Source organism: Amycolatopsis pittospori, assembly GCF_013870525.1.
Lineage (GTDB): Bacteria > Actinomycetota > Actinomycetes > Mycobacteriales > Pseudonocardiaceae > Amycolatopsis > Amycolatopsis pittospori.
The window spans coordinates 53,076-75,307 of sequence record NZ_JACBXD010000013.1; the positions used below are offsets into that span (position 1 = coordinate 53,076).

Annotated in this window: 20 protein-coding genes; 10 read left to right on the forward strand and 10 right to left on the reverse strand. The window is 67.8% G+C overall.

The genetic code is table 11. The features are described 5' to 3' along the window. Positions 1 to 40 precede the first annotated feature (40 nt). Together H5J31_RS09960 and H5J31_RS09965 are read left to right on the forward strand one after the other, a co-directional pair. Positions 41 to 811, forward strand: a complete 771-nt coding sequence (locus H5J31_RS09960; protein ID WP_181772202.1) for a DUF3800 domain-containing protein — start codon at positions 41 to 43, stop codon at positions 809 to 811. A gap of 114 nt (positions 812 to 925) precedes the next feature. Continuing rightward, positions 926 to 3,151: a terpene synthase family protein gene (locus tag H5J31_RS09965; RefSeq protein WP_181772203.1), complete on the forward strand. Its 2,226-nt coding sequence runs from the start codon at positions 926 to 928 to the stop codon at positions 3,149 to 3,151. Positions 3,152 to 3,155: 4 nt separating this feature from the next. On the opposite strand, the gene H5J31_RS09970 is transcribed toward H5J31_RS09965, so the two are convergent. Then, on the reverse strand, positions 3,156 to 4,343 hold the full coding sequence (locus H5J31_RS09970) for a beta-1,3-glucanase family protein (RefSeq protein WP_181772204.1): 1,188 nt from the start codon (positions 4,341 to 4,343) through the stop codon (positions 3,156 to 3,158). A gap of 341 nt (positions 4,344 to 4,684) precedes the next feature. Between H5J31_RS09970 and H5J31_RS09975 the strand changes: the two genes are divergently transcribed. Further along, a complete protein-coding gene (locus H5J31_RS09975; RefSeq protein WP_181772205.1) occupies positions 4,685 to 5,302 on the forward strand; it encodes a sigma-70 family RNA polymerase sigma factor in 618 nt (205 codons plus the stop codon). A gap of 281 nt (positions 5,303 to 5,583) precedes the next feature. After that, positions 5,584 to 6,498, forward strand: coding sequence for a LysR family transcriptional regulator (locus tag H5J31_RS09980; RefSeq protein WP_181772206.1), 915 nt, complete (start codon positions 5,584 to 5,586; stop codon positions 6,496 to 6,498). On the opposite strand, the gene H5J31_RS09985 is transcribed toward H5J31_RS09980, so the two are convergent. Beyond that, positions 6,495 to 7,469, reverse strand: coding sequence for a small ribosomal subunit Rsm22 family protein (locus H5J31_RS09985; RefSeq protein WP_181772207.1), 975 nt, complete (start codon positions 7,467 to 7,469; stop codon positions 6,495 to 6,497). The genes H5J31_RS09980 and H5J31_RS09985 overlap by 4 nt on opposite strands. Positions 7,470 to 7,678: 209 nt before the next feature. Here H5J31_RS09985 and H5J31_RS09990 point away from each other — a divergent pair, with 209 nt between their 5' ends. Next, positions 7,679 to 8,095: a YciI family protein gene (locus H5J31_RS09990; RefSeq protein WP_181772208.1), complete on the forward strand. Its 417-nt coding sequence runs from the start codon at positions 7,679 to 7,681 to the stop codon at positions 8,093 to 8,095. Between the two features lie 30 nt (positions 8,096 to 8,125). Further along, positions 8,126 to 9,403 (forward strand): RNA polymerase sigma factor, encoded by a 1,278-nt coding sequence (locus H5J31_RS09995; protein WP_181772209.1) that lies wholly within the window; start codon positions 8,126 to 8,128, stop codon positions 9,401 to 9,403. Between the two features lie 182 nt (positions 9,404 to 9,585). Here H5J31_RS09995 and H5J31_RS10000 read toward each other — a convergent pair whose 3' ends face one another. The 6 genes from H5J31_RS10000 to H5J31_RS10025 form a co-directional block, all read right to left on the reverse strand. Further along, entirely contained in the window at positions 9,586 to 10,026 is a 441-nt protein-coding gene (locus H5J31_RS10000; protein ID WP_236004904.1) for a sigma factor-like helix-turn-helix DNA-binding protein, read from the reverse strand. 77 nt (positions 10,027 to 10,103) lie between these two features. Beyond that, a complete protein-coding gene (locus tag H5J31_RS10005; protein WP_181772210.1) occupies positions 10,104 to 10,976 on the reverse strand; it encodes a nuclease in 873 nt (290 codons plus the stop codon). Positions 10,977 to 11,295: 319 nt separating this feature from the next. Continuing rightward, the gene (locus H5J31_RS10010; RefSeq protein ID WP_181772211.1) at positions 11,296 to 12,984 is read right to left on the reverse strand and encodes an L-lactate permease; all 1,689 of its coding nucleotides are present in this window, start codon (positions 12,982 to 12,984) and stop codon (positions 11,296 to 11,298) included. A 4-nt stretch (positions 12,985 to 12,988) separates the two neighbouring features. Further along, positions 12,989 to 13,771, reverse strand: coding sequence for an IclR family transcriptional regulator (locus H5J31_RS10015; RefSeq protein WP_044853795.1), 783 nt, complete (start codon positions 13,769 to 13,771; stop codon positions 12,989 to 12,991). A gap of 282 nt (positions 13,772 to 14,053) precedes the next feature. After that, complete coding sequence (locus H5J31_RS10020; RefSeq protein WP_181772212.1) at positions 14,054 to 14,461, reverse strand: CoA-binding protein; 408 nt, start codon at positions 14,459 to 14,461, stop codon at positions 14,054 to 14,056. Positions 14,462 to 14,495: 34 nt separating this feature from the next. Beyond that, positions 14,496 to 15,068 (reverse strand): hypothetical protein, encoded by a 573-nt coding sequence (locus tag H5J31_RS10025; RefSeq protein ID WP_181772213.1) that lies wholly within the window; start codon positions 15,066 to 15,068, stop codon positions 14,496 to 14,498. Positions 15,069 to 15,199: 131 nt separating this feature from the next. Here H5J31_RS10025 and H5J31_RS10030 point away from each other — a divergent pair, with 131 nt between their 5' ends. Both H5J31_RS10030 and H5J31_RS10035 read left to right on the forward strand, forming a co-directional pair. Continuing rightward, the gene (locus H5J31_RS10030) at positions 15,200 to 15,997 is read left to right on the forward strand and encodes a 2-keto-4-pentenoate hydratase (protein WP_181772214.1); all 798 of its coding nucleotides are present in this window, start codon (positions 15,200 to 15,202) and stop codon (positions 15,995 to 15,997) included. Further along, positions 15,994 to 16,755: a 2-keto-4-pentenoate hydratase gene (locus tag H5J31_RS10035; protein WP_181772215.1), complete on the forward strand. Its 762-nt coding sequence runs from the start codon at positions 15,994 to 15,996 to the stop codon at positions 16,753 to 16,755. Before H5J31_RS10030 ends, H5J31_RS10035 begins: the two co-directional genes overlap by 4 nt. Here the strand turns inward: H5J31_RS10035 and H5J31_RS10040 are convergent. Next, positions 16,736 to 17,620, reverse strand: a complete 885-nt coding sequence (locus tag H5J31_RS10040; protein ID WP_181772216.1) for an alpha/beta fold hydrolase — start codon at positions 17,618 to 17,620, stop codon at positions 16,736 to 16,738. The genes H5J31_RS10035 and H5J31_RS10040 overlap by 20 nt on opposite strands. A 13-nt stretch (positions 17,621 to 17,633) precedes the next feature. Further along, a complete protein-coding gene (locus H5J31_RS10045) occupies positions 17,634 to 19,535 on the reverse strand; it encodes an ABC transporter ATP-binding protein (protein ID WP_181772217.1) in 1,902 nt (633 codons plus the stop codon). A gap of 630 nt (positions 19,536 to 20,165) precedes the next feature. Here H5J31_RS10045 and H5J31_RS10050 point away from each other — a divergent pair. After that, a complete protein-coding gene (locus H5J31_RS10050; protein ID WP_181772218.1) occupies positions 20,166 to 20,603 on the forward strand; it encodes a hypothetical protein in 438 nt (145 codons plus the stop codon). 31 nt (positions 20,604 to 20,634) lie between these two features. Then, positions 20,635 to 22,227 (forward strand): 2,3-epoxybenzoyl-CoA dihydrolase, encoded by a 1,593-nt coding sequence (gene boxC, locus H5J31_RS10055; RefSeq protein WP_181772219.1) that lies wholly within the window; start codon positions 20,635 to 20,637, stop codon positions 22,225 to 22,227. Positions 22,228 to 22,232 lie beyond the last annotated feature (5 nt).

A 22,232-nucleotide genomic window follows, 5' to 3' on the forward strand; every position in this document is an offset into this window, starting at 1 on the left:
TGGTCGACGGCGCCGGTCTGATCGGGCAAGATCGGCCACCGTGCCCCTGGAGATCGCCTGTGACGAGTCCGGGTCCGAGGGCGAGAAGCTGATCGGCGGGCAGACCGACGTGTTCGCGCACGCGGGGGTCCGGCTGAGTGCCGGCGAGGCCGGGGACTGCCTGGTCGAACTGCGCCGCAGGATCCGGTCGCCGGCGGTCGAGTACAAGGCCAACCATCTGCTCCGCACGAAACACCGGCGGGTCCTCGAATGGTTCCTCGGCCCGCGCGGCCCGGTCCAGGGGTGCGCGCATGTGTACCTCGTGGACAAGAAACTGCTCCTGGAGAACGAACTCCGCGCGCTCCTCGGCGGTGACGTCCCACCAAGCGGCGAACTCCTGGCCGCGTTCAACGACGTGCTGCGGACCCGGAACCGGCGGGACCCCGCGGCCGGGTCGTTCTTCGCCATGGTCGGCGACACCCCCGGACTGCGGGCGCGGGTGGCCGGGCTCCGGGACGCCAAGGTGCTCGATCCGCTGGTCCCCGCCATCCTCCGCGCCGTCGAACGCTGGAGTGAGGACGGCGAGCCGGTCTTCCTCGTCCACGACGAACAGCCGTCGCTCAAGGGGGAACGGCTCGCCGAAATCGAGTCGAGCCCGGGGCTGGCCGGGGTGAAGTTCGTGGATTCGCGGACCGATCCGCGGGTGCAGGTCGCCGATTTCCTGGTCGGTGTCGCCCGGCGGATCGCCGAGGACGAACTCAAAGGAAACGGTGACGCGGTATTGACGGGACTTCTCGCGCCGTATATCGACTCCGCGTCTCTTTGGCGCTGACGGAAACGGTTCACTCCTTGGTGCGCCGAATCGCTCGGGTGGCCGTAGCCGGGCGCGGGCATCGGCTGGAAATGTGCGAGACGCACTCGACGTCCGCCCGGGAGGCAACCGCAGATGCAGGCTTTCACCTTGCCCGAGTTCTACGTGCCGCATCCGGCGCGGATCAACCCGCACTTGGAAGCGGCACGAGCGCACAGCATGGCTTGGGCCAGGGAAATGGGCATGCTCGATTCGCCCGCCCCGTCCGGTGACGTCGTCTGGACCGAGCGGGCGCTGGCGAAGATGGATTACGCGCTGCTCTGCGCGCACACTCATCCGGACTGTGACGGGCCGTCCCTCGATCTGGTCACGGACTGGTACGTCTGGGTGTTCTTCTTCGACGACGATTTCCTCGCGCAATTCAAGTACACCCGGAATACCGACGGCGCCAAGGCCTATCTCGACCGGTTGGAACTGTTCATGACCGGCCCGGGGGAAACTCCGCCGGAACCGGAGAATCCCGCCGAAGCCGGACTCAAGGACCTTTGGGAACGCACCATTCCGTCGATGTCGGAGGCCTGGCGACGGCGATTCGTCACCAGTACGCACAATCTGATGGTCGAATCGCTGTGGGAACTGGACAACATCGACCGCGGCCGGATCGCGAACCCCATCGAGTACATCCAGATGCGCCGTCGTGTCGGCGGGGCGCCGTGGTCGGCCAACCTGATCGAGTACGCCGTCGGCGCCGAAGTGCCGGACAAGGTCGCGTCGACCAGGCCGATGGAGGTCCTGCGCGACACCTTCGCCGACGCCGTCCACCTGCGCAACGACCTCTTCTCCTACCAACGTGAGGTGCGTGAAGAGGGCGAGAACTCCAACGCCGTCCTCGTCTTCGAGGAGTTCCTCGACTGCTCGACGCAGGAGGCCGCCGAACTCACCAACGACCTGCTGACGTCGCGGCTGCAGCAGTTCGAGAACACCGCGATCACCGAAGTGCCCGCGCTGCTGGCCGAACACGACGTCCCGCTGACCGAACAGATCGGGATCGGCCTGTACGTCAAGGGTCTGCAGGACTGGCAGTCCGGCGGCCACGAATGGCACGCGAAGTCGAGCCGGTACATGAACGAGGGCACGGTTTCCGGCGCGAACGGACCGTTCAGCGGGCCGACGGGACTCGGTACCGAATCGCTGCGGCTCTCACCGAACCGGCTGGGGCTGGTCCAGCGGACCCGGCAGCAGGCACCCCCGCCGTTCGCGCCCGTCGGCAGGCTGCCGCTGCCCGAATTCCGCATGCCGTACCCGATCCGCACGAGCCCGCACCTCGCCGCCGCCCGGGAGTACGCCCCCGGCTGGGCGCGGGAGATGGGCATGTTCGACTCGATTCCGGGCGTCGAGCAGGGCGGGGTCTGGGACGAGCGCCGCTTCCGCGGCTTCGATTTCCCGCACTGCGCGGCGATGATCCACGCCGACTCGGGCCTCGAACAGCTCAAACTGTCGTCGGACTGGCTCGCGTGGGGCACCTACGGCGACGACTACTTCCCGCTGATCTTCGGGATGCGGCGGGACCCGTTGGCCGCGAAGCTCTGCAGCGACCGGCTTTCCCTGTTCATGCCGCTCGACGGCGAACCGGTGCCACCGCCCACGAATCCGGTGGAGGTCGGCCTCGTCGACCTGTGGAAGCGCACCGCGGGACCGTTGAGTCCGCCGGCACGAGCGGATTTCCGGCGGGCGATCGAGAGTATGACCGCGAGCTGGGTCTGGGAGGTGGCGAACCAGGCGCAGAACCGGATCCCGGACCCGGTCGACTACGTGGAGATGCGGCGGCGGACGTTCGGCTCCGACCTGACGAAGAGCCTCGCGCGGCTGGAACTCGGCGACGTCGTGCCGCCGGAGATCTACCAGAACCGGGTCCTGCACGAACTCGACACCGCGGCTCAGGACTACGCGGCGTTCACCAACGACCTCTTCTCGTACCAGAAGGAGATCGAGTACGAGGGCGAGGTGCACAACCTCGTCCACGTCGTCGAGCGGTTCATGGGCGTGGACCGGTTCCAGGCCAGGGATCTCACCGCCCGCCTGATGAACGCGCGGATGGAACAGTTCGAACAGCTCGCGGACGAGGACCTGCCGCGGATGTGCGACGACCTCGGCCTCGACGACGAGGTCCGCGCGGTGCTGACCCGGTACGCGGACAACCTGAAGGAATGGATGTCCGGAATCCTGGAATGGCACCGGAAATGTGTGCGCTACATGCCGGAGGAGCTGGCACGCTCCCGCACTCCCGAGCCGCCGGCGTTCTCGCTCAAACCGAGCGGGATCGGCCTGTCGGCCTGGCGGATCGGGAGCGGGGCGCGGTGAACCTCTAGAACGCGGTCAGGGTGATCCGCGCGGTGCGCGGGTCCCCGTCGTGCACCAGCGACTCGAAGTGACCGACGTCGTCGAAGGCGAATCCGTACGCCTTACCGTCGACCATCTGCTCGTGCACGATCCGCGAGTAGTGGTCGGTCACGGATTCCTTGTAGAACTGGCCGGCGTCGTACGTCGGCTGCGTGTGCAGGGTGCCGAGGGTCGACCGGTGGAGCGCCGCGCACAGGGTCCGCGCGATCGGCCCGACGGTCTGGTCGTTCGGCGCCTGCAGCTTGCCGTCGCAGTTGAAGACGTCGCGCGTGGACGGCTTGTCGAACGACGCCACCGTCGCGCCCGAAGTGCTGGTGAACCGCATGACGTTGTCGTCGCCGGTCTTGCCGGTGAACTTGGTGCCGGGGTCGGCCTCGAACGGGACCACGGTCAGCGGCGTCGACTTGTAGGCGTCCCAGGCCCTGGTGACGTAGCCGTCGAGGTAGTTCCCGCTGAACTTGCCGGTTTCGAGGCCCTTGCCCGGGGCGAGGACCCGCAGCCGGTTGTAGGCCAGGTTCGAGAAGCCGGCCTGCCCTTGGACGGCGTTGAAGATGTTCTCGCGGCCGTTGTCCTTGAGACGTCCGGCCTCCTTGTTCTCACCGGCGCCGTTGGTCAGCCCGACGGCGTGCGGGACGCTGAACATGTCGACCTGTGAACTGTTGATGAACAGGCCGCCGTTGTCGTAGGTGAATTCGCTCCAGTCGAACAGGGTGTCCCGGTTCGGATCACCGTCGGCCCAGGGCGCCGGCTGCACCAGGCCGTCCGGCGTCAGGAAGAACTTGATCTTCTGCCCGAACGACATATACACGCGGCCCGAGAGCATCCGCGGGATTCGGATGGTCGTCGAGCCTCCGTTGCCGGGGCCCCCGATCGCGACGTCCGGCGCGGGACTCGGCGGGTTCGCGCCGGGCGGCCACGGGGTGAACGCGCCACCGGCGTCGACGTAGCCGAGCTTGCCGGTGCTGAGGTTCGTGCCGAGCACGTAGAGGTAGACCGCGTCGGAGCGGTTCGAATTGTTGGTGACGGTCAGCGGCAGTGGATCGGGACCGGCGGCGACCGCGGCAGGTGCCGAAAGTGCCGAAACACCGGTGACCAGGGGGAGAACGACCGCCATCGCGGTCAGAACGCGCCGGACTTTCTTGGGGATGCGCACAGCTCACTCCTCGGCTGGATCCCGCCGCGGGGCGCGAACGCGCACCACGGCGGTGCTTGCGGATGTCGGCCGGGGGCGCGTTCCCGGCCTGGTCGTGACCTTGGCGAGGGGTCTCGGCACGGAAAGTTACGTCTCGGGTACTAACTTGTCCAGACCATCGGTGGGAATCTGTCCGGTTTTCCCCCTAGGCGGACAATCGGTCGCAGACCTTCGTCGATTGAGCCTTTCGGGCTCCTCGACTACCGTTGGTGGAGTCCACCGCGCCGGACGAGGACACCCGGCCGGTGCGCATCCGTCCCAGACCCTGGCGGCCGGGTTTCTCAGCCTCGGGGAGCGGGACGATGGGTGACGATGATTTTCCGCCGCGAAGAACCGGCGAGCCGTGGGTTTCGCCCACCGGATGGGACGAACTCGCGAAGGCGGCGGCGGTCGGTGAACCGCGCGGCATGGACGACCTCATGGCGGCCCTCGTGCCCTGGGCGAAGCGGTACGCCGACACGCGGCTGGGCGGCGGCGCCCTGACCTACCTCGAACCCGCGGACGTCGCGCAAGAGATCTGTCTCGCGGTCTTCATCGCGATCCCGGCCTACGGCAGGCGCGGCGGTTCCTTCCTGTTCCTCATCCGCGCCATCGCGGCGAACAAGGTCGCCGACGTCTATCGGAAGGCGGCGCGGAGCAGGCAGATCCTGACCGGCGAGCTCCCGGAGCGCGCGGCGGGCGCCGCGGACGAACCGGAGCAGCGCGCCCTGCGCGACGAACTCGGGATCCGGCTCGGCAGGTTGATGCGGATGCTGCCGGTCTCCCATCGGGACGTCGTGGGGCTGCGGGTGGTCGGGCAGCTGACGTCGAACGAGACCGCGAAGGCACTGGGCACGACGTCGGTGCGGGTGCGGGTGACGAAGCATCGGGCGATCAGCAGGCTGCGCGCCTGCGCTCAGCGCCAGGAGGCCTTGAGCTGAATGCGGACCAGCAGCCGGAGAACCGGGTTCTCCCGCTTGGTCCGGATTTCGAGAATGCGCACGCACATAGGTCCTCCAGAGGTCGCCGACGGACGCCGTCGTCGAGGACCAGGACTGCGGGCGTGGCCCCACCCTATGCGCAGACCGGCATGTCGAAACCGGCTGAACGGACGATTGGTGCCCACCTGGCCGCGCGGATGGGTGTTCGCTGACCGGGGTAGGGGCCTGAATGATACCGAGAAGGCGCTTGTTCGGCGTGGATTGATACCTAGACTGGATAAGTGTTTTCCCTGGAGCAGCTGGTGAGTTTCGTCGCGGTGGCCGAGGAACTGCACTACGGCCGGGCGGCGGAGCGGCTTTCGATGACCCAGCCGCCGTTGAGCAGGCGGATCCAGTTGCTGGAGCGGGAACTGGGGGTCGAACTTTTCGACCGTACGCACCGCACGGTCCGCCTGACACCCGCCGGACGGGTTTTTCTCGCCGAGGCAAGGAAAATACTGCGTTCGTCGCAAGAGGCGACGCTGTACGTCCGCCGGGCGAAACAGGGGGAGGTCGGGGTCGTCACGCTCGGGTTCACCGCCACGGCGGCGTTTTCGTACCTGGATCGGGTGCTGGCGGCGAAGAACGCGGAATTGCCGGGCGTCGATCTGGTGCTACGGGAAATGGCGACTTCGGCGCAAGTGGAAGAGGTGCTGGCGGGTGGGATCGACGTCGGGATGATCCGGCCGCCGGTGACCGGGGGCGACATCGTGACCCTGCCGCTGTGGCGCGAACCGTTGCTCGCGGCCCTGCCGTCGGCGCATCCTTTGGCGCGGCGCAAGAAGAATCCCGACGTCCGCGATTTCGACCGCGAACCGTTCATCATGTATTCGCCGTCGGAGGGCCGGTACTTCCACGACGTGGTCGTGGCGGTGTTCCGCACCGCGCGGGTGCTTCCGGCGTACACGCAATACCTCGGTCAGGTGCACACCGTACTGGCGTTGGTGAAGGCGAATTTCGGTGTCGCGCTGGTGCCGGCCGCGGCCGCCGCGCTGCGGCTCGAGGGCGTCGTGCTCCGTCCGGTGGACGGCATCGAGGGCCATCCGGTGGAACTCGAACTCATGTGGCGGCGCGGCAACGACAACCCGGCGCTCGGTGCGCTGCTCACCGTCGTCGGCAACCTCGTCCGGCGCACTCGTCAGTCCACTGTGGACTAACTCGGCCAGGCGTCGCCCCATTCGGCGTCGCGGGCCGCGCGATAGGCCTGGCCGTGCCGTTTGGTGACGATCGTTTCGGTGAGACCCGCCTCGGCGCAGAGCGACAGGCTGACCATGCCCTTGCGTTTGGCCGGATGCCGCAGGATCCGGCCCTCGGCGCGCTCCGGCGTCGCGCGGGAAGCGACGACGTAGGAGAACTTCTCGTCCTCGAAGCCGAGCGTCCCGGATTTGAGCTGGCGGTGCAGACCGGTGCGCGGGAGCCGGGCGGAGAAATGGCACCAGTCCTTGCCACGCGGGATCGGGCAGTCGCCCTCGTGCGGGCAGGGCGCGACCAGGGAGAGGCCGAGTCCGACGAGTTGATCCCGTGCTTCGACGATCCGTTCGTAACCCGCCGGGGTGCCAGGCTCGATCAGCACCAGCATCCCGGCCTTCGCCGACAGCCAGCGGACGACGTCGGCCCGGCGGTCCTGGGACAGTTCACCGAGGACGTAGGAGAGGGTCACCAGGTCGGCGTCCGGCGCGGGGGCGGCCGGGTCGATCAGGCCGCGTTGCCAGGTCGAGCCGCGGACGGCCTTCTCCCCGGCGTTCCCCGCGAGCCGCCGTCCGAGCGCGATCGCACCGGGGACCTGCTCGACGACGGTGCTCTCCTCCAGCGAAGGCCAGACGTCGGCCGCCGCCCAGATCGCCGCGCCGGTGCCGCCGCCGATGTCGATCTGCGTACGCGGAGCGAACCCGGGGGCGCGAAGGGCGGCTTCGGCGAGGACAGCGTGTACGGCCGCGTAGGTGGCCGGCATCCGGTAGCCCGCGTACGCGGCGATGTCGGCCTCGGACGACAGGATCGGAGCCGTCGCCGGGTTGTTCTCGCGGTAGCGCGAGCTGAGCCGCTCGACGGACTGCGTCAGCCGGTGCTGGGGGTATCGGCCCAGCTCTGCGTCTAGGGCGGAGCGGAGGGTTTCGGGGAGAGCGGACACCTCCGGATTGTTCCAGTCGCGCGGAGCGCGTCCCCTGAGGGTGGGTGGTGGGGATGCGGCGGCAGAGTGCACCATGGGTGGTTGACCTGCGGTTTCGCGGCTGCTCGAATACTCGCGGAAAAACTTTTGGGGAGCGTGTCGAATCCGGGGATGCCCGATCGACGCGTTGATGTGGCAGGGACGAGCCCCGCCGGGAACGGAGACGCGAGATGCGGTTCATGGTGATTGTCAAGAGCGACGAGCAGACCGACGCGGCCGGTGCGCAGCCGAGTGCCGAGGACCTGCAGGAGATGGGCAAGTTCAACGAAGAGCTGGTGAAGGCCGGCGTCATGCTCGCGGGTGAAGGACTGCTCCCCAGCGCCTCGGGTTTCCGTATCCAGTACTCCGGCACCACCGAGGCCAGGGTCGTCGACGGGCCCTTCGCCGAGAGCAAGGAACTGATCGCGGGTTTCTGGATCCTGCAGGTCAAGGACCGGGCCGAGGTCGTCGAATGGATGAAGCGCGCGCCGTTCCGCGAGGGCGAGATCGAAATCCGCCAGATCGCCGAGCTGGAGGACTTCGACAACGCGACCCCCGAGATCGTGGAGTTCGAGCAGAACCTGCGGAAGCAGGCCGAAGCGAACTAGTGGTTGCGGTCGTCGCGCCGACGCTGTTGATTGGTCGGCGTGACGGCAACAGCAGACCCCCGATCGGCGATCGACGCGGTGTGGCGGATCGAGTCGCCCCGCCTCATCGCCGGTCTGGCGCGGATGACACGCGACGTCGGCCTCGCCGAGGAACTGGCGCAGGACGCGCTGGTCGCCGCGCTCGAACAGTGGCCTGAGTCGGGTGTCCCGAGGAATCCGGGCGCCTGGCTCATGACCACCGCCAAACGCCGCGCCGTCGACACCTTCCGGCGCAACGAGCGATACGAGCGGAAACTCGGCGAGATCGGCCGCGAGCAGGAGTTCGAGGAGGAACCCGACTTCACCGCGGGGCTCGACGACCACATCGAGGACGATCTGCTGCGGCTGGTGTTCACCGCCTGCCACCCGGTGCTCTCGACCGAGGCGAGGGTGGCGCTCACGCTGAAGATGATCGGCGGGCTCCAGACGCATGAGATCGCGCGGGCGTTCCTGGCCAAGGAAACCGCCATCGCACAGCGGATCGTCCGGGCCAAGAAGACGCTCGGCGACGCCAAGGTGCCGTTCGAGGTGCCCGAGGGCGACGACAGGATCGCCCGGCTGTCCTCAGTGCTCGAAGTGATCTACCTGATCTTCAACGAGGGGTATTCCGCGACCGCGGGCGAGGACTGGATGCGGCCGGGACTGTGCGAGGAGGCGCTGCGGCTCGGCCGGATCCTCGCCGGGCTCATGCCGAAGGAACCCGAGGTGCACGGGCTCGTTTCGCTGATGGAGATCCAGGCTTCGCGGTCCGCCGCCCGCGTCGGCCCGAACGGCGAACCCGTGCTGCTGATGGACCAGGACCGGGCGAAGTGGAACCGGATCCTGATCGGCCGGGGGCTCGCCGCGCTGGAACTCGCCGAGTCGCTGGCCGACGGCGCTTTCGGCGTCTACGCGGCGCAGGCCGCCATCGCCGCCTGCCACGCGCGGGCGCGGACCGGCGAAGAGACCGACTGGGAACGCATCGCCGTCCTGTACGAAGGGCTCGGGAAGCTGAACCCGTCGCCGGTGATCGAGCTGAACCGGGCCGTCGCCCTTTCGATGGCCTTCGGGCCGGAGGCGGGGCTCGAGGTCGTCGACAAGCTGACGTCGGAGCCCGCGCTGAAGTCGTACCACCTGCTGCCGAGCGTGCGCGGCGACTTCCTGGCGAAGCTCGGCCGTCTCGACGAGGCGCGCGTGGAGTTCGAGCGCGCGGCGGAGATGACCGGGAACGACCGGGAACGCACCCTGCTCCTGAACCGCGCCGCCGAATGCGCCACCGACCGCGTTTAGTCCTCTGGATGCGGTAGATGCACGCGCAACTACCGCATTCAGAGGACTAAACGCGGGTGACCGGCCGGCGCATGGCATGTGGCCGTCATGGGACGAGGGGCGGGCGGAGTGGCGGACTGCGTTTAGTCCTCTGGATGCGGTGGTTCGTGGTGCGTACTACCGCATTCAGAGGACTAAATGCATCAAGCGGGGGTGGGGCGCAGGGTGGTGAGCGCCCGGTGCTGGCCCAGCCGGACGGCGTGCACCGTGCAGCCGAGCGCCAGCGCGGTGTCGTCGGCGGAAAGCCCGACGAGTGACCGCAGCACCATGATCTCGCGCTGCGTGCTCGGCAGTCCCGAAAGCGGGTTCGGGACTTCGGCGGCGGTCAGGTGGAAGAAGTCGACCCGGCCCCGCGTGACCTCGTACGCGAGCGCGAGAAGGGCGGGCGCCTCGGCGGCGCCGGCGAGGATCGCGAGACAACTGTCCCGCGCGACCGCGTCGGCGGCGTCGTAGGTACCCGAGCGCCGTCCGATCCGTGCCCGGCAGTAGCGCACGACCAGGACTCGAACGGCGTCGATGAGTTTCGCGGCTGGCTCCATCCGGCCGTCGGCCTCCTCCGACCGGTGCGAACTGTCTGCTTGCATCGGCTCCCTCTCCCACCTTTCAGATGAGCACGTCGGAGGGGGGAGGAGGTACGGTCTTTTTCCCTACATCGATGGCGTCATGCCTCGATGAAGACGATCCGTTCGGGTTCGATCGTCAGGTTCACGGTCTGCCGCTTCACGCTCACCAGCGTCTCGAACTCCGTCGCGTGCCCGTCCGGGACGGTGAACAGCCGGTCGTTGCGGGAGTCGAGGAAGGCGGAGAACCCGGTCAGCGAGACTCCGCCGCTCTCGTCGAGCGCGAGATAGTCGACGAGCCTTCGGAACAGTTTCGGCAGGATCACCAGTTCGTCGGCGAGTTGCCGCCGTGAGGAGAGCTTGAACCCGGAGTTCGTGACGTCCCGGGGCCACAGCCCGCGCCCGTCCTTGCGCGCCTTGCCCGCTGCCTCGGCCAAGGCGTCACGGAGATCGGGGAAAAGCAGTGAATAGAACGTCGGGTAGGCGAGCCCGTCCGCGACCTGCCGGTAGTTGGCCGAGTTCTTCAGCGTTTTGACGTCGAGATGGACCTGGGAAAGGTCCGCCGACCTTCCCGGTCGTTGTCCGGGAAAGGCGAACGCCACCGCCCGTCCGTATTTGTCCGCGAATCGCGTCAGTATGTGACCCGCTACCTTGATCGGGGTCGCGGAAGTGACCCTTCCCCGTTCGTCGCGTTCCACGGTTTTGAAGCCGAGGCCCTTCAGCAGGCCCGCTGCGGCGGCGTCCGCGAATTCCGCGGGTTGATGCCACATCCCGCCGGTTCCCCTGGCCTGGTAATGGGTTTCGAGTGCGTCGATCGCGTCGAGCCGCAACTGCATCCCACCCCGGGAATTGAGCCGGACCTTCAGCCCGGCCTTCTTCGTCGCCTCGGGGTCGTCGGGATAGAACCGCACCGAATCGCCGTCCGGTGAGGCTCCGACAAGCTGGAACGTACCTTTGATCAGCGTCATGGGCATGAGGACAACGGTAGTTCTCAATCCGGTGAATGGGACATGTGTTCATCCATCCAGAGCAATGGCCGGTAAAGATCGCGTGACCATTGTGGACACATTTCGTGAGTGGTCGGTACAGCTGGTCGTGAGTGGCGATTCGTGTTCTGACGAGGGGTAAGGCCTGTGGCATGGCCGTGCCGATCGTTGCGTCCGGCCGCGTGGCGGGTGTTGCGAAAGCCACTTTCGCAACGTTGAAGGTTGCGAAAGTGGCTTTCGCAACACCAGAGCAGGGGCGGGCAAGGGGGCCGTGAGGGTTAGGCCGCGTTAGAACGACACTTGCCACTCACGAAGGGATCATGAACGTGAAGATCGTGGCCTGAAGCAGCGAGATCACCCCGACCACGGCGGTCAGCAGCACCGACCACAGGAACGTCTGGCGCAGCAGCGCGCCTTCCTTTCCGGACTGTCCGATCGCGGTGGCGCCGATGGACAGGTTCTGCGGCGAGATCATCTTGCCCATCACGCCACCGGAGGTGTTCGTCGCGCCGGCGAGGATCGGGTCGACACCCAGTTGCTGTGCCGAAATCACCTGCATCGGCCCGAAGAGACTGTTCGTCGACGCGTCGGAGCCGGTGAGGAAGACGCCGAGCCAGCCGATGTAGGCGGAGAACAACGGGAACAGCACGCCGGTCGTCGCCAGTGCGAGGCCGAGTGTCTGCGTCGCACCCGAGTAGTTCATCACGAACGCGATCGCGAGGATCATGAAGATCGTCGCCAGGGCCCACCGCATCTGGTGCAGTGTCCGCCGGTAGGTCGCGAGCAGCAGTCCCGGTTTCGCGCCCATCGCGAAACCCGCCACGATCGCCGCGACGAGTGCGACGGTTCCCGGTGAGTAAAGGAAATCGACGGTCAACGTCGCCGCGTACGGGGTGTCCTTCGGCGTGATCGGCGCGTGCTGGACGACCTCCTTGTGCAGCCCCGGCCAGGCGAACACCCAGTCGGCCTTGTGTAGCAACGCGGTCAGGTCCAGCCACGGGGGCAGATCCTTGAAGATCGTGCCGATCCGGGAAAGGAAGATCGCGACGATCAGGACGATGTACGGCGCCCACGCGTACAGCGCGCCGCGTTCGGCCTTCGCGGCACCGAGGCTCGCGCCGGTCTTCACCGGTTCTTCGCCTTCGAAACGCCAAACCGTCGACGGCTGCCAGAACCGGGTCAGGATCCACAGCGAAGCCATCGCGGCGAGCGCGGCGACGACGTCGACGAGGCTCGGGCTGATGAAGTTCGAGGTGACGAACTGCATGACCGCGAACGACAGGCCCGCCGCCAGCACCGCGGGCCAGACCTCGACCATCCGTTTCCAGCCCGCGAGGACCACGATCAGGAATCCCGGGACGATCAAGGCCAGCAGGGGAAGCTGACGGCCGACCATCGACGAGAACAGATCCGTCGCCTGTTCCTGTTTCATGCCGAGGATCGGCGCGGTCAGCCTGCCCAGCACGATCAGCGGGTTGCCGAGGCCGCCGAACGCGACCGGCGCGGTGTTCGCCAGCAACGCGAGCACGACCGCCTTCACCGGCGGGAACCCGAGCGCGGCCATCATCGCCGCGGTGATCGCGATCGGCGACCCGCCGCCCGCGATCCCCTCCAAGAGCGCGCCGAAACCGAACGCGATCAGCAGCGCCTGCAGGCGGCGGTCCTCGCTGAACCCGGCGAGGACCGCCTTGATGTCGTCGAACCGTCCGGTCGCGACGGTCACGTTGTGGAAGTACACGGCGTGGAACGCGATCCAGGCCACCGACCACACCCCGAACACGAGGCCCATGGCCGCGGAATCGAAGGCCAGCCCGGCGGGCATCCGGTACAGCAGCAGTGCCACCAGCAACGCGGTGACCAGCGCCAGCGCGGCCGAAAGATGAGCCGACCGGCGCAGGACGCCCAGTGCCACCAGCAGCACGATGATCGGCAGCGCGGCGAGCACCGCCGAAAGCCAGAGCCCGCCCGCCGGCTGGTAGTCCTGGATCCAGCCCACCGCGTCAGCCCCTTTGCGCCCGCACGTAACCCAGCCGGAGCGACAGCGCGGCGGCCGTCCCGGCGACGGTCGCGCCCAGTTCGTCGGTCCTGCGGAGCACCCGGCCGGCGGGGCCCGCGATGCTGATCGCCGCGATCGGCCGTCCGGTGTGGTCGCGCACGGCGGCGGCCACGCAGCCGACGTCGGGTTCGTTCTCGACCTCGTCGACGGCCCAGCCGCGACGGCTGGTCCTGGCGAGGTCGTCGAGCAGCCTGGCGGGGTCGATGATCGTCTTGAGCGTGAGGCTGTCGAGCTTCATCCGGCGGATGCGTTCGAGCCGGTCCTGTTCGGGCAGTGCGGCCAGCCACGCCTTGCCCAGCGACGTCGCGTGTTGCGGACGGCGGGTGCCGAGCCGGCAGGCGAGGGTGACGGCGTTGGCGCTGCGTTCGGTGGCGACGTAGACCATCGTGTCGTTGTCCGGGACGGCGAGATAGGTCGTCTCCCCGCTCCGCTCCGCGAGCGACGCGAGATACCGCGGCGCGCAGCGGTGGAGGTCGGTCGCCGCCATCGCGCGGGCGCCGAGTTCGACCAGCCGGGTGCCGAGCCGGACGCGGCCGGTGGCGCGATCGGCTTCGAGGTATTCGAGGTTTTTGAGGGTGCCGACGATACGGTAGGCGGCGCTCCGGGAGAGACCCAGTTGCCTGGCGATCGCGTTGGTGGAAATCTCCTGGTTCTGGCCCACATGCTCGAGGACCGCGAGTCCGCGCTCGAGTGTGCCACTGGAATCCAGGCCGCGTGGTGTACCCACTTCGCCCTCCGTTGGACCGGGGTACCGATGACCGGTACCTGTTTCCGCTAAGCGGATTCGGACGTTAACAGCTCCGGCCCATGTTGGGAAGGTTTCTTAACGAAGTACCGACCAAGGCAGGTTTTCGCAGCTCCGGGCGGGTCTGTCGAAGATCACCGGTTTGGCCCAGTGGTCGCACCTATCGGATTCGATATATGACTTCAGGGTTCTCATCTCTATTCACGGATATGAAAGAACCCCCGTCGCGAAAATCGCGTCAGGGGTTCGGGGCGGAGTTCGGTTTTAACGAACAGACAGGTTCGCGACCGCTCGGACGACCGCGGTGCAGCGATCTTCGACGTACTCGAGGCCGCCTTCTTCGGCGATCCGGCGCGACTCGGCGGAAGTGATCCCCTGCTGCAGCCAGAGCGCCTTCGCCCCGATCGCGACGGCCTGCTCGGCGATCGGCGGGGTATCCGCGGAGGGGCGGAAGACATCGACGAGATCGACCGGCTCGGGGATGTCGGTGAGCGAGCGGTAGACCTTCTCGCCCAGAAGTTCGTCGGCGGACGGATGGACCGGGATGATCCGGAAGCCGTGTGCCTGCAGCACGGCGGCGACGCCGTGGGATGCCTTGGCCGGATCGCGGCTCAGCCCCACGACGGCGATCGTCTTCGATCCGGCGAGGATCTCGGTGGCGGAGGCGGTCATGCCGGTTCCAACGACGGCGGCCGCCCGGGAATTCCTAGAGTTTCCAGAGCCGCAGGCCGCGTACCCGGTACACCGGCCAGACGACGTGCCAGACGCGGCGCCGTAGGAAGACCGCGGAGCAGGTCAGGACGTTGCGCGCGGACGTCGTCGCGACGTCGTGGCGGTCCGTCCAGCTCTCGCCGTGCCTGCCGGCGGCGATGCGGAAGACGTTGACCAGCCCCCGGCCCTGCATGTCGTACTTCGCGCCGGTGTCACCGGAATCCGGGGTCAGGGAGGCGATCTCCGGCCCGAACGCGGCCGCGGGCGCCGGTCCCGCGTCGGCCGGGAGGTCCCCGACGGTCGACGAGATCGCCTTGCCGTAGAGGCGGCGCGTGTAGCGCTTGAGCAGCAGCCGCTCCCACAGCGGCAGGACACGGCGGTGCTTCAGCAGCGCCGAACATTCCGCGTGCCCGATGGCGAAGATGTCGGTCAGCTCGTCGTACGCGTTGTGCGCCGTGGGCTCGTTGAGGTGCACGCGCACCTCGTAACGGATGCGCGCGGTGAGCTCGTCGAGCTCCTCACGCCGGTCGATCCTCGTCTTCGCCCGTGAGAGGGACCAGTCGGACATGGGTGCAGGCTAGGTGATGATCGCGGCCGCACAAGCCACTTTCGGCCTAATCTGCGCGTACCGGCCAGTGGAACGGACGTCTTGTGCGGCCGGGGGTGACGGGGGCAGAGTCCGACTGTCGGAAGGAGCCCATGGACGCCAGCACGCTGCAGGAGGCCGCGGCCGCGCTGCTCAGCGCGTACGAGACCGGTAAGCCGATCGCGCCCCTGATCGAGACGTACCCCGACGCGACCCTGGAAGACGCGTACCGCATCCAGCAGCGGCTCGTCCGCCAGTGGGCCGAACGCGGCGACGGCGTACGCGGGCACAAGGTCGGGCTCGCGTCGGCGGCCATGCAGCGCCAGATGGGTGTCGACCAGCCCGACTACGGGCATTTGACCGGCTCGATGTTCCACCTCGAACACCAGCCGATCCCGATCGGCGGGTTCCTGCAGCCGAAGATCGAACCGGAGATCGGCTTCGTGCTCGGCTCGCGGCTGCGCGGCCCCGGCGTCACGGTGGCGGACGCGCTGCGGGCGGTGGACTTCGTCGTGCCGGCGCTGGAGATCGTCGATTCCCGCATCCAGGACTGGAAGATCAGCATCGTCGACACCATCGCGGACAACGCGTCTTCGGGCGGTGTGGTGCTCGGCAGCAGGCCGACCGCGATCGGCGACCTCGACCTCCGGCTGGTGGGCTGCGTCCTGCACCAGAACGGCGAGATCGCGGCCACCGGAGCCGGCGGCGCGGTGCTCGGCTCGCCGGTGAACGCGCTGGTCTGGCTCGCGAACACGGTCGGGCCGCTCGGTGTCTCGCTCGAACCCGGGCACGTCGTGCTGCCGGGTTCGATGACGCGCGCGATCCCGGTGAGCCCCGGCGACACCGTCGTCGCGACGATGGCGGGGCTGGGCAGTGTCACCGCGAAGTTCTCCGGGGAGGATCGGGCGTGAGTCTTGGTGTGCGGGAGGCGGCGGAAGCGCTGCTGTCCGGGGAAGAACGCGAGCCGCTGACCGACGCGTGGCCCGCTTTGGACGTCCACACCGCGTACGCGATCCAGGACGAGGCGCTGCGGCTTCGGCAGGAACGCGGCGAGACCGTGATCGGCGTGAAGCTGGGACTGACGTCGCGCGCGAAACAGCGGCGGATGGGTATCGACTCGCCGTTGCTCGCGTGGCTGACCGACGCGATGGTCCTGCCCGCCGGCGTCCCGGTGCCCGAGCTGATCCATCCGCGCGCGGAGCCCGAACTGGTCTTCGTGATGGGACGACGACTTTCCGGTCCCGGCGTGACGGCGGCGACCGCGCTGGCGGCGGTGGACCGCGTGTACGGCGGCGTCGAGGTCATCGACAGCCGGTATCGCGACTACCGGTTCGAGCTGCCGGACGCCGTGGCGGACAACGGTTCCTCGGCGTATTTCACGCTGGGACCGATCGGCGCCGAGCCGTCCTCCTTGGATCTTTCGCTGGAAGCGGCGCTGCTGGAGGTCGACGGCGCCATCGTCGACACCGCCACCGGTGCCGCGGTGCAGGGACATCCGGCGGAAGCCCTGGCCTTGGCGGCCAACGCCTTGGGAGCCCGCGGGCTCGCGCTGGAGCCGGGCTGGATCGTGCTCACCGGCGGGATGACCGACGCCGTGGACCTCCGCCCGGGTTCACGGGTCGCGGCGCATTTCTCGCATCTGGGCTCGATCACGCTCGCCGGGTCTTGACCTCCGCGCGGTCGGCCGTCCGGACCAGACCGCGCACCAGTCGCGGCCAGATCGGGCGCGGGATGTCGTGCCCCATCCCGGCGACGACGTCCAATTCGGACTCGCGCAGTGCGCGGGCGGTCGCCCGGCCGCCGGAAACATGCACGAGCGGATCCTTCGAACCGTGCACGACGAGGGCGGGAACCCGCACTTTCCGCAGCGCGCGGAAGCGATCGCGGCTGGACATGATCGCCGCGAGCTGTCGTGCGGTACCGCCGGGATTGACACCGCGATCGAAGGAACGTTCGGCTCGCTCCCGCATCCGGTCCTCGTCGAAGGGGTAACCGGGCGAGCCGATGACGCGGAACGTGCGCAACAGGTAGTCCACGTACTGCTCGCGATTCCTGGGCGGGGCCGAAAGCAGCATCGCGATCGCGCGGGCGCTCGGCCGCCCGACGAACCGGTTGCCGGTGGTCGACATGATCGACGTCAGCGAGCGCACCCGCGCCGGGTGTTCGATGGCGAGGGTCTGCGCGACCATCCCGCCCATCGACGCGCCCACGACGTGCGCGCTCTCGATGCCGAGTTCGTCCAGCAGCGCGGCCGCGTCGTCCGCCATGTCCTTCAGCGAGTACGGCGCCACACGCAGGGTGTACGCCAGCGGAAGGTTCACCCGGCCGGACAGCCGGCTGGACTTCCCGGCGTCGCGGTTGTCGTAGCGGATGACGTGGAAGCCTTCGGCGGCCAGGGTCTCGCAGAGTTCGTCGTCCCACCAGATCATCTGCGAGGCCAGGCCCATGATCATCAGCAACGGCCTGCCATCCGGCGAGCCGAACGTCTCGTGGCACAGCTCGATGCCGTTCACGGCGGCGATTGTCTCCGGCATCAGGACAGTGTGACTACTCGCCGCGATATGCGCGAGCCTGGATTTCGTAAAGCTCGTGGTAGAGCCCTCCTTCGTCGATGAGTTCGGCGTGCGTGCCCTGTTCGATCAGCCGCCCCTTGTCCAGCACCAGGATCCGGTCCGCGGAACGGATGTTGGCCAGCCGGTGGGTCACCAGGACCGTGGTCCGCCTGCCCGCGCCGGACGTACTCGCGTGCCGGAGGCCGGCGAAAACGCGTGCCTCGGCCTTGGCGTCCAGCGCGGCCGTCGGTTCGTCGGCGACCAGGACTGCGGCGTCACGGTAGATGCCGCGGGCGATCCCCATCCGCTGCCATTGCCCGCCCGAGAGATCCTGTCCGTCGTTGAACTTCTTGGACAGCACTGTTTTCTCCTTGGCGGGCAGGGAATCGATCACCTCGTCGGCGCCCGAGGAGAGGATCGCGTCGTGCCACGCCGCGCGGTCCGGGTCTTCCCGGCCCAGCCGTCCGACGGTCACGTTGTGCGCCGCGGTCATCGGCCATTCGGCGGGATCCTGTGCGATCACGGCGATGTTCGTCTGCACCGACTCGTGATCGGCGTCCGCGAGATCGACGTCGTCCCAGGACACCTTTCCCTCGGACGGCGGATACAGCCCGGTGAGCAGTTTGCCGAGCGTGGTCTTGCCCGACCCGTTCTCGCCGACGAGCGCGATGACCTCGCCGCGCCGGATGGTCAGCGAAATGTCCCGTAGCGCCGGGGTTTCCTGGCCCGGGTAGGTGAAGGAGACGTTCTCCAGCCGGATCTCCTCCGGATCCGGCGGCGCCGTCAGCCCGCCCTTCGCCGGGCTGCGGGCCTCGGACTCCACGAGCAGCCGGTGGAAGAACGCGACGTAGAACGAGTCCTCGTACAGCGAGTTGATCGCGTGCATCGTGGTGGACAGCGAGTTCGACGCGGTCCGCATGGCGAGTACGGCCGTCCCGGCCAGCGCGAGCTCCATCTGCCCGCTGTAGAGCAGGAAACCGAGCACGAAATACGCGATCGCGGTGCCCACCCCGGCGGCGGCGCGGCCGGTCAGCCGCACCAGATTGCTGCGATGGGCGAGCCGGACCTCTTCGTGCATCAGGCTTTCGGTGATCCGCCGGTACTCGCTCAGCAGCGGCTCCTGCAAGGTGAGCGCGTGCCGTTCGAGCGCGAACGACCGCCACGTCGACACCTCCTCGACGATCGACTTCCGGATGTTCCGGCCGACCGTGTCGAGATAATGCCGGTAGTTCAGCCGGGCGACCTTCGCCGCCGCCCAGCCGTCGGCCGCCGCGGCGAGCAGGAGAACCGGCGCGAGCCACGGGTTGAGCAGCCCCGCCGCCACGAGCGCGGCGATCAGCGAGATCAGCGCCGACGTCAGATCCGCGATCCAGCGCAGGCTCATCTCGATGGCGCGGACGCCGTACCGCGCGCCCTGCCTGGCCAGTTCGCGGAAATCGGCGTCCTCGAAGGCCAGCAACCGCACCCGGACCATCGCCGCGGTGACGTCGTCGCCCGCCGAAGTGACGATCCGCGGCCGCAGCGCGCCCTCGACCGCGGCGACCGCCGTGTCGAGCAGCGCGCGCAAAGCGTAGGTGCCGGTGACGACCGCCAGGGCGGGCAGCGATTCCAGCACCCTGTCCGGCGTCGGCCCGCTCTCCAGCAACGCGGTGAACACGTTCGCCGTCGCGAGCAGCCCGAAGGCCGTGACACAACCGGAGACCACATGGACGACGCCGGCCAGCAGGGTCAGCCGCGCCGACGTCCGCCAGGCCAGCCGCAGCACGATCGCCACGGCGGACGGCAGCGCGCGGATGGCCTTGACCATCCCGGCGTCGGCCACGGACTCGTCGACCACGGCCCACTCGGGCATCTTCAGGTTCTCGACCCCGATCAGGGGTACGGGAGGTTCGGGCATTCCTCCTTCTTTACGCGTACCCACCGACATTTCCGACCGCTTCCCGTGGGCGGTGGTCCGTGGTCCGTGGTCGGTGGTCGGTGGTCCGTGAAGGCCTCCTTGAGGGACCCAGAGTCCCTCAAGGAGGCCTTCACGGACTCGGAACACTCGGCTGCAGCCGGAGAAACTCGACCTTCACGCCTTGCTGCTCGTGAAGGGGCCTTCTCGTGCAGGCGACCCCCTCGGATGGCCACCCTTGAGGTTGCGAAAGCCACTTTCGCAACCTTCAACGTTGCGAAAGTGGCTTTCGCAACACCGCCGGGGGCACTTCCGCCGCCCCCGTTCCTCAAGAGCCCCCGCATCGCCACTCACGACCTTCTCGACCGGCCACGGCTCCGCACTCGGGAACGTCGTGCGTGCAATGAACGGCCCGTTACTTGCAAAATTTGCAAGTAACGGGCCGTTCATTGCACGCGCAGGGCCGTTCTCGGGGGCGTGGGCGGCCCTGTCACTCACGCCCCCGCGACCGTCGCCTGGCGCAATGACGTACTCCCGCCAGGAAGGCGGGCAGGACGAAAGTCCTCTTCAGCTCCCATCGACCATGAGCTACTCTCTCGCTAGAGCGATCTATCTAATCGCAAGGGGGCGAATATGGAAGCTCTTCGAAACCGGGGCCTCACCGCGCTGCGGCTGATCGTGGCCTTCACGCTGTTGTCCACCACGCTGCACTACGCGCACAACGTGCTCAGGGCGGCCGACTATCCGCAGGTCGAGGGGGTCCCGGTCGGGGTCGCCGCCGTTCTGGTCGTCGTCGCCTACGTCCTCTTCACCACGTTCGGCGTGCTCGGCTACCGCGACTACGTGCGCGGACGTTACTGGCGGGCGCTCGCGTTCCTGATGGTCTTCTCGCTGTCCGGGCTGGCCAGTCTCGGGCATTTCCTGATCGACGTGCCGCGGATCCCGGCGTTCTGGTTCGCCACGATCTACACCGATACGGCCGCCGCGCTGCTGTTGTGGGGCTTCGTGACCTGGGCGGCGACGAAGCTCAATCGGGTGACCGCGGCTGACCAACTTTCTACACAACATTGACGATAGTCATCGAGATGTAGACAATCGGGGGGTGACGCGGACCACATCGGTGACGTTCGAACGTCATCCCAGCGGCTACCGGCACTGGAAACTGTCCACCGACGGCGACGTCGCGTGGCTCGAACTCGATGTCGACGCCGACGGGGGTCTCGTACCGGGTTACGAGCTCAAACTCAACTCGTACGACCTCGGCGTCGACATCGAGTTGTACGACGCGACGCAACGGCTGCGGTTCGAGCATCCCGAGGTCCGCGTGGTCATCGTGACCAGCGCGAAGGACAACGTCTTCTGCGCGGGCGCGAACATCCGGATGCTGGCCTCGTCGTCGCACGAATGGAAGGTGAACTTCTGCAAATTCACCAACGAGACCCGCAACGCGATGGAGGACGCGGCCGCGCATTCCGGGCAGCTCTACGTCGCCGCGGTCAACGGCACCTGCGCCGGCGGCGGCTACGAGATCGCGCTCGCCTGCGAAAAGATCCTGCTGGTCGATGACAACTCCTCTACCGTCGCGCTGCCCGAGGTCCCGCTTCTCGGCGTCCTCCCCGGCACCGGCGGGCTCACCCGCGTGGTCGACAAACGCGGTGTGCGCAGGGATCTCGCCGACGTCTTCGCCACGCGGCCCGACGGCGTCAAGGGGCGGACGGCCGTCGACTGGCGTCTCGTCGACGAACTCGTGCCCCGGCAGGGATTCCGCGAAGCCGTCTTGGCCAGGGCGAAGGAGCTCGCGCGGACGAGCGAGCGGCTCGACGGCGAGGGCGTCGAGCTGGCACCGCTGACGCACCGCTATGTCGACATCGAGTGCGGCGCCACCGAAGTGACCATCACCGTCAAGGGGCCCGAAGACGACGACGGCTGGCTGCTGGACGTCACCCGCGAACTGGATGACGCGATCCTTCGCTTGCGCACCAACGAACCCGAACTCGGCACCTGGGTGCTCCGCACCGAAGGCGATCCTGCGAAGGTTCTCGAACAAGAACGGGCCGTGTTCGACGCGAAAGACTGTCTGAGCAACGAAATCGTCCACTACTTCAAGAGGACGCTGAAACGGCTCGACGTCACCAGCCGCAGCCTGATCGCGCTCATCGAGCCTGGTAGCTGCTTCGCCGGGATTCTCCTGGAACTCGCCCTCGCCGCGGACAGGCAGTACATCTTGGACGGTCCGCCGATCGACGACGAAGACAGTGAAGAACGAGCGTCGATCACGTTGACCGAAGCCAACTTCGGCCGACTTCCGATGGGTAACGGCCTTACCCGCCTGGAGTCCCGGTTCTTCGGCGACCCGGGGCATGTCACCAGGCTCGCGGAGGAACGCGAAAAACGGCTGAGCCCGGAAGAGGCGAACGAACTCGGCCTGGTCACCGACGCCCCGGACGACCTCGACTGGGAGGACGAGATCCGGATCGCCCTGGAAGGACGGGCTTCGCTGAGCCCGGACGCCTTGACCGGAATGGAGGCGAACCACCGGTTCGTCGGCCCCGAAACACTGGAAAGCAAGATCTTCGGCCGCTTGGCCGCCTGGCAGAACTGGATCTTCACCCGTCCGAACGCATCCGGTCCCGAAGGCGCGCTGCGTCGATACGGTACTGGTCAGAAGGCCGTCTTCGACAGGAAGCGGGTCTGAAACCC

What these genes read in the sequence shown, in the direction of transcription:
- H5J31_RS09965 (WP_181772203.1), top strand. Translation starts at nt 926, where the DNA reads ATGCAGGCTTTCACCTTGCCCGAGTTCTACGTGCCGCATCCGGCGCGG.
- H5J31_RS09975 (WP_181772205.1), top strand. Translation starts at nt 4,685, where the DNA reads ATGGGTGACGATGATTTTCCGCCGCGAAGAACCGGCGAGCCGTGGGTT.
- H5J31_RS09990 (WP_181772208.1), top strand. Translation starts at nt 7,679, where the DNA reads ATGCGGTTCATGGTGATTGTCAAGAGCGACGAGCAGACCGACGCGGCC.
- H5J31_RS10000 (WP_236004904.1), bottom strand. Translation starts at nt 10,026, where the DNA reads ATGCAAGCAGACAGTTCGCACCGGTCGGAGGAGGCCGACGGCCGGATG.
- H5J31_RS10005 (WP_181772210.1), bottom strand. Translation starts at nt 10,976, where the DNA reads ATGCCCATGACGCTGATCAAAGGTACGTTCCAGCTTGTCGGAGCCTCA.
- H5J31_RS10020 (WP_181772212.1), bottom strand. Translation starts at nt 14,461, where the DNA reads ATGACCGCCTCCGCCACCGAGATCCTCGCCGGATCGAAGACGATCGCC.
- H5J31_RS10025 (WP_181772213.1), bottom strand. Translation starts at nt 15,068, where the DNA reads ATGTCCGACTGGTCCCTCTCACGGGCGAAGACGAGGATCGACCGGCGT.
- H5J31_RS10030 (WP_181772214.1), top strand. Translation starts at nt 15,200, where the DNA reads ATGGACGCCAGCACGCTGCAGGAGGCCGCGGCCGCGCTGCTCAGCGCG.
- H5J31_RS10040 (WP_181772216.1), bottom strand. Translation starts at nt 17,620, where the DNA reads ATGCCGGAGACAATCGCCGCCGTGAACGGCATCGAGCTGTGCCACGAG.
- H5J31_RS10045 (WP_181772217.1), bottom strand. Translation starts at nt 19,535, where the DNA reads ATGCCCGAACCTCCCGTACCCCTGATCGGGGTCGAGAACCTGAAGATG.
- H5J31_RS10050 (WP_181772218.1), top strand. Translation starts at nt 20,166, where the DNA reads ATGGAAGCTCTTCGAAACCGGGGCCTCACCGCGCTGCGGCTGATCGTG.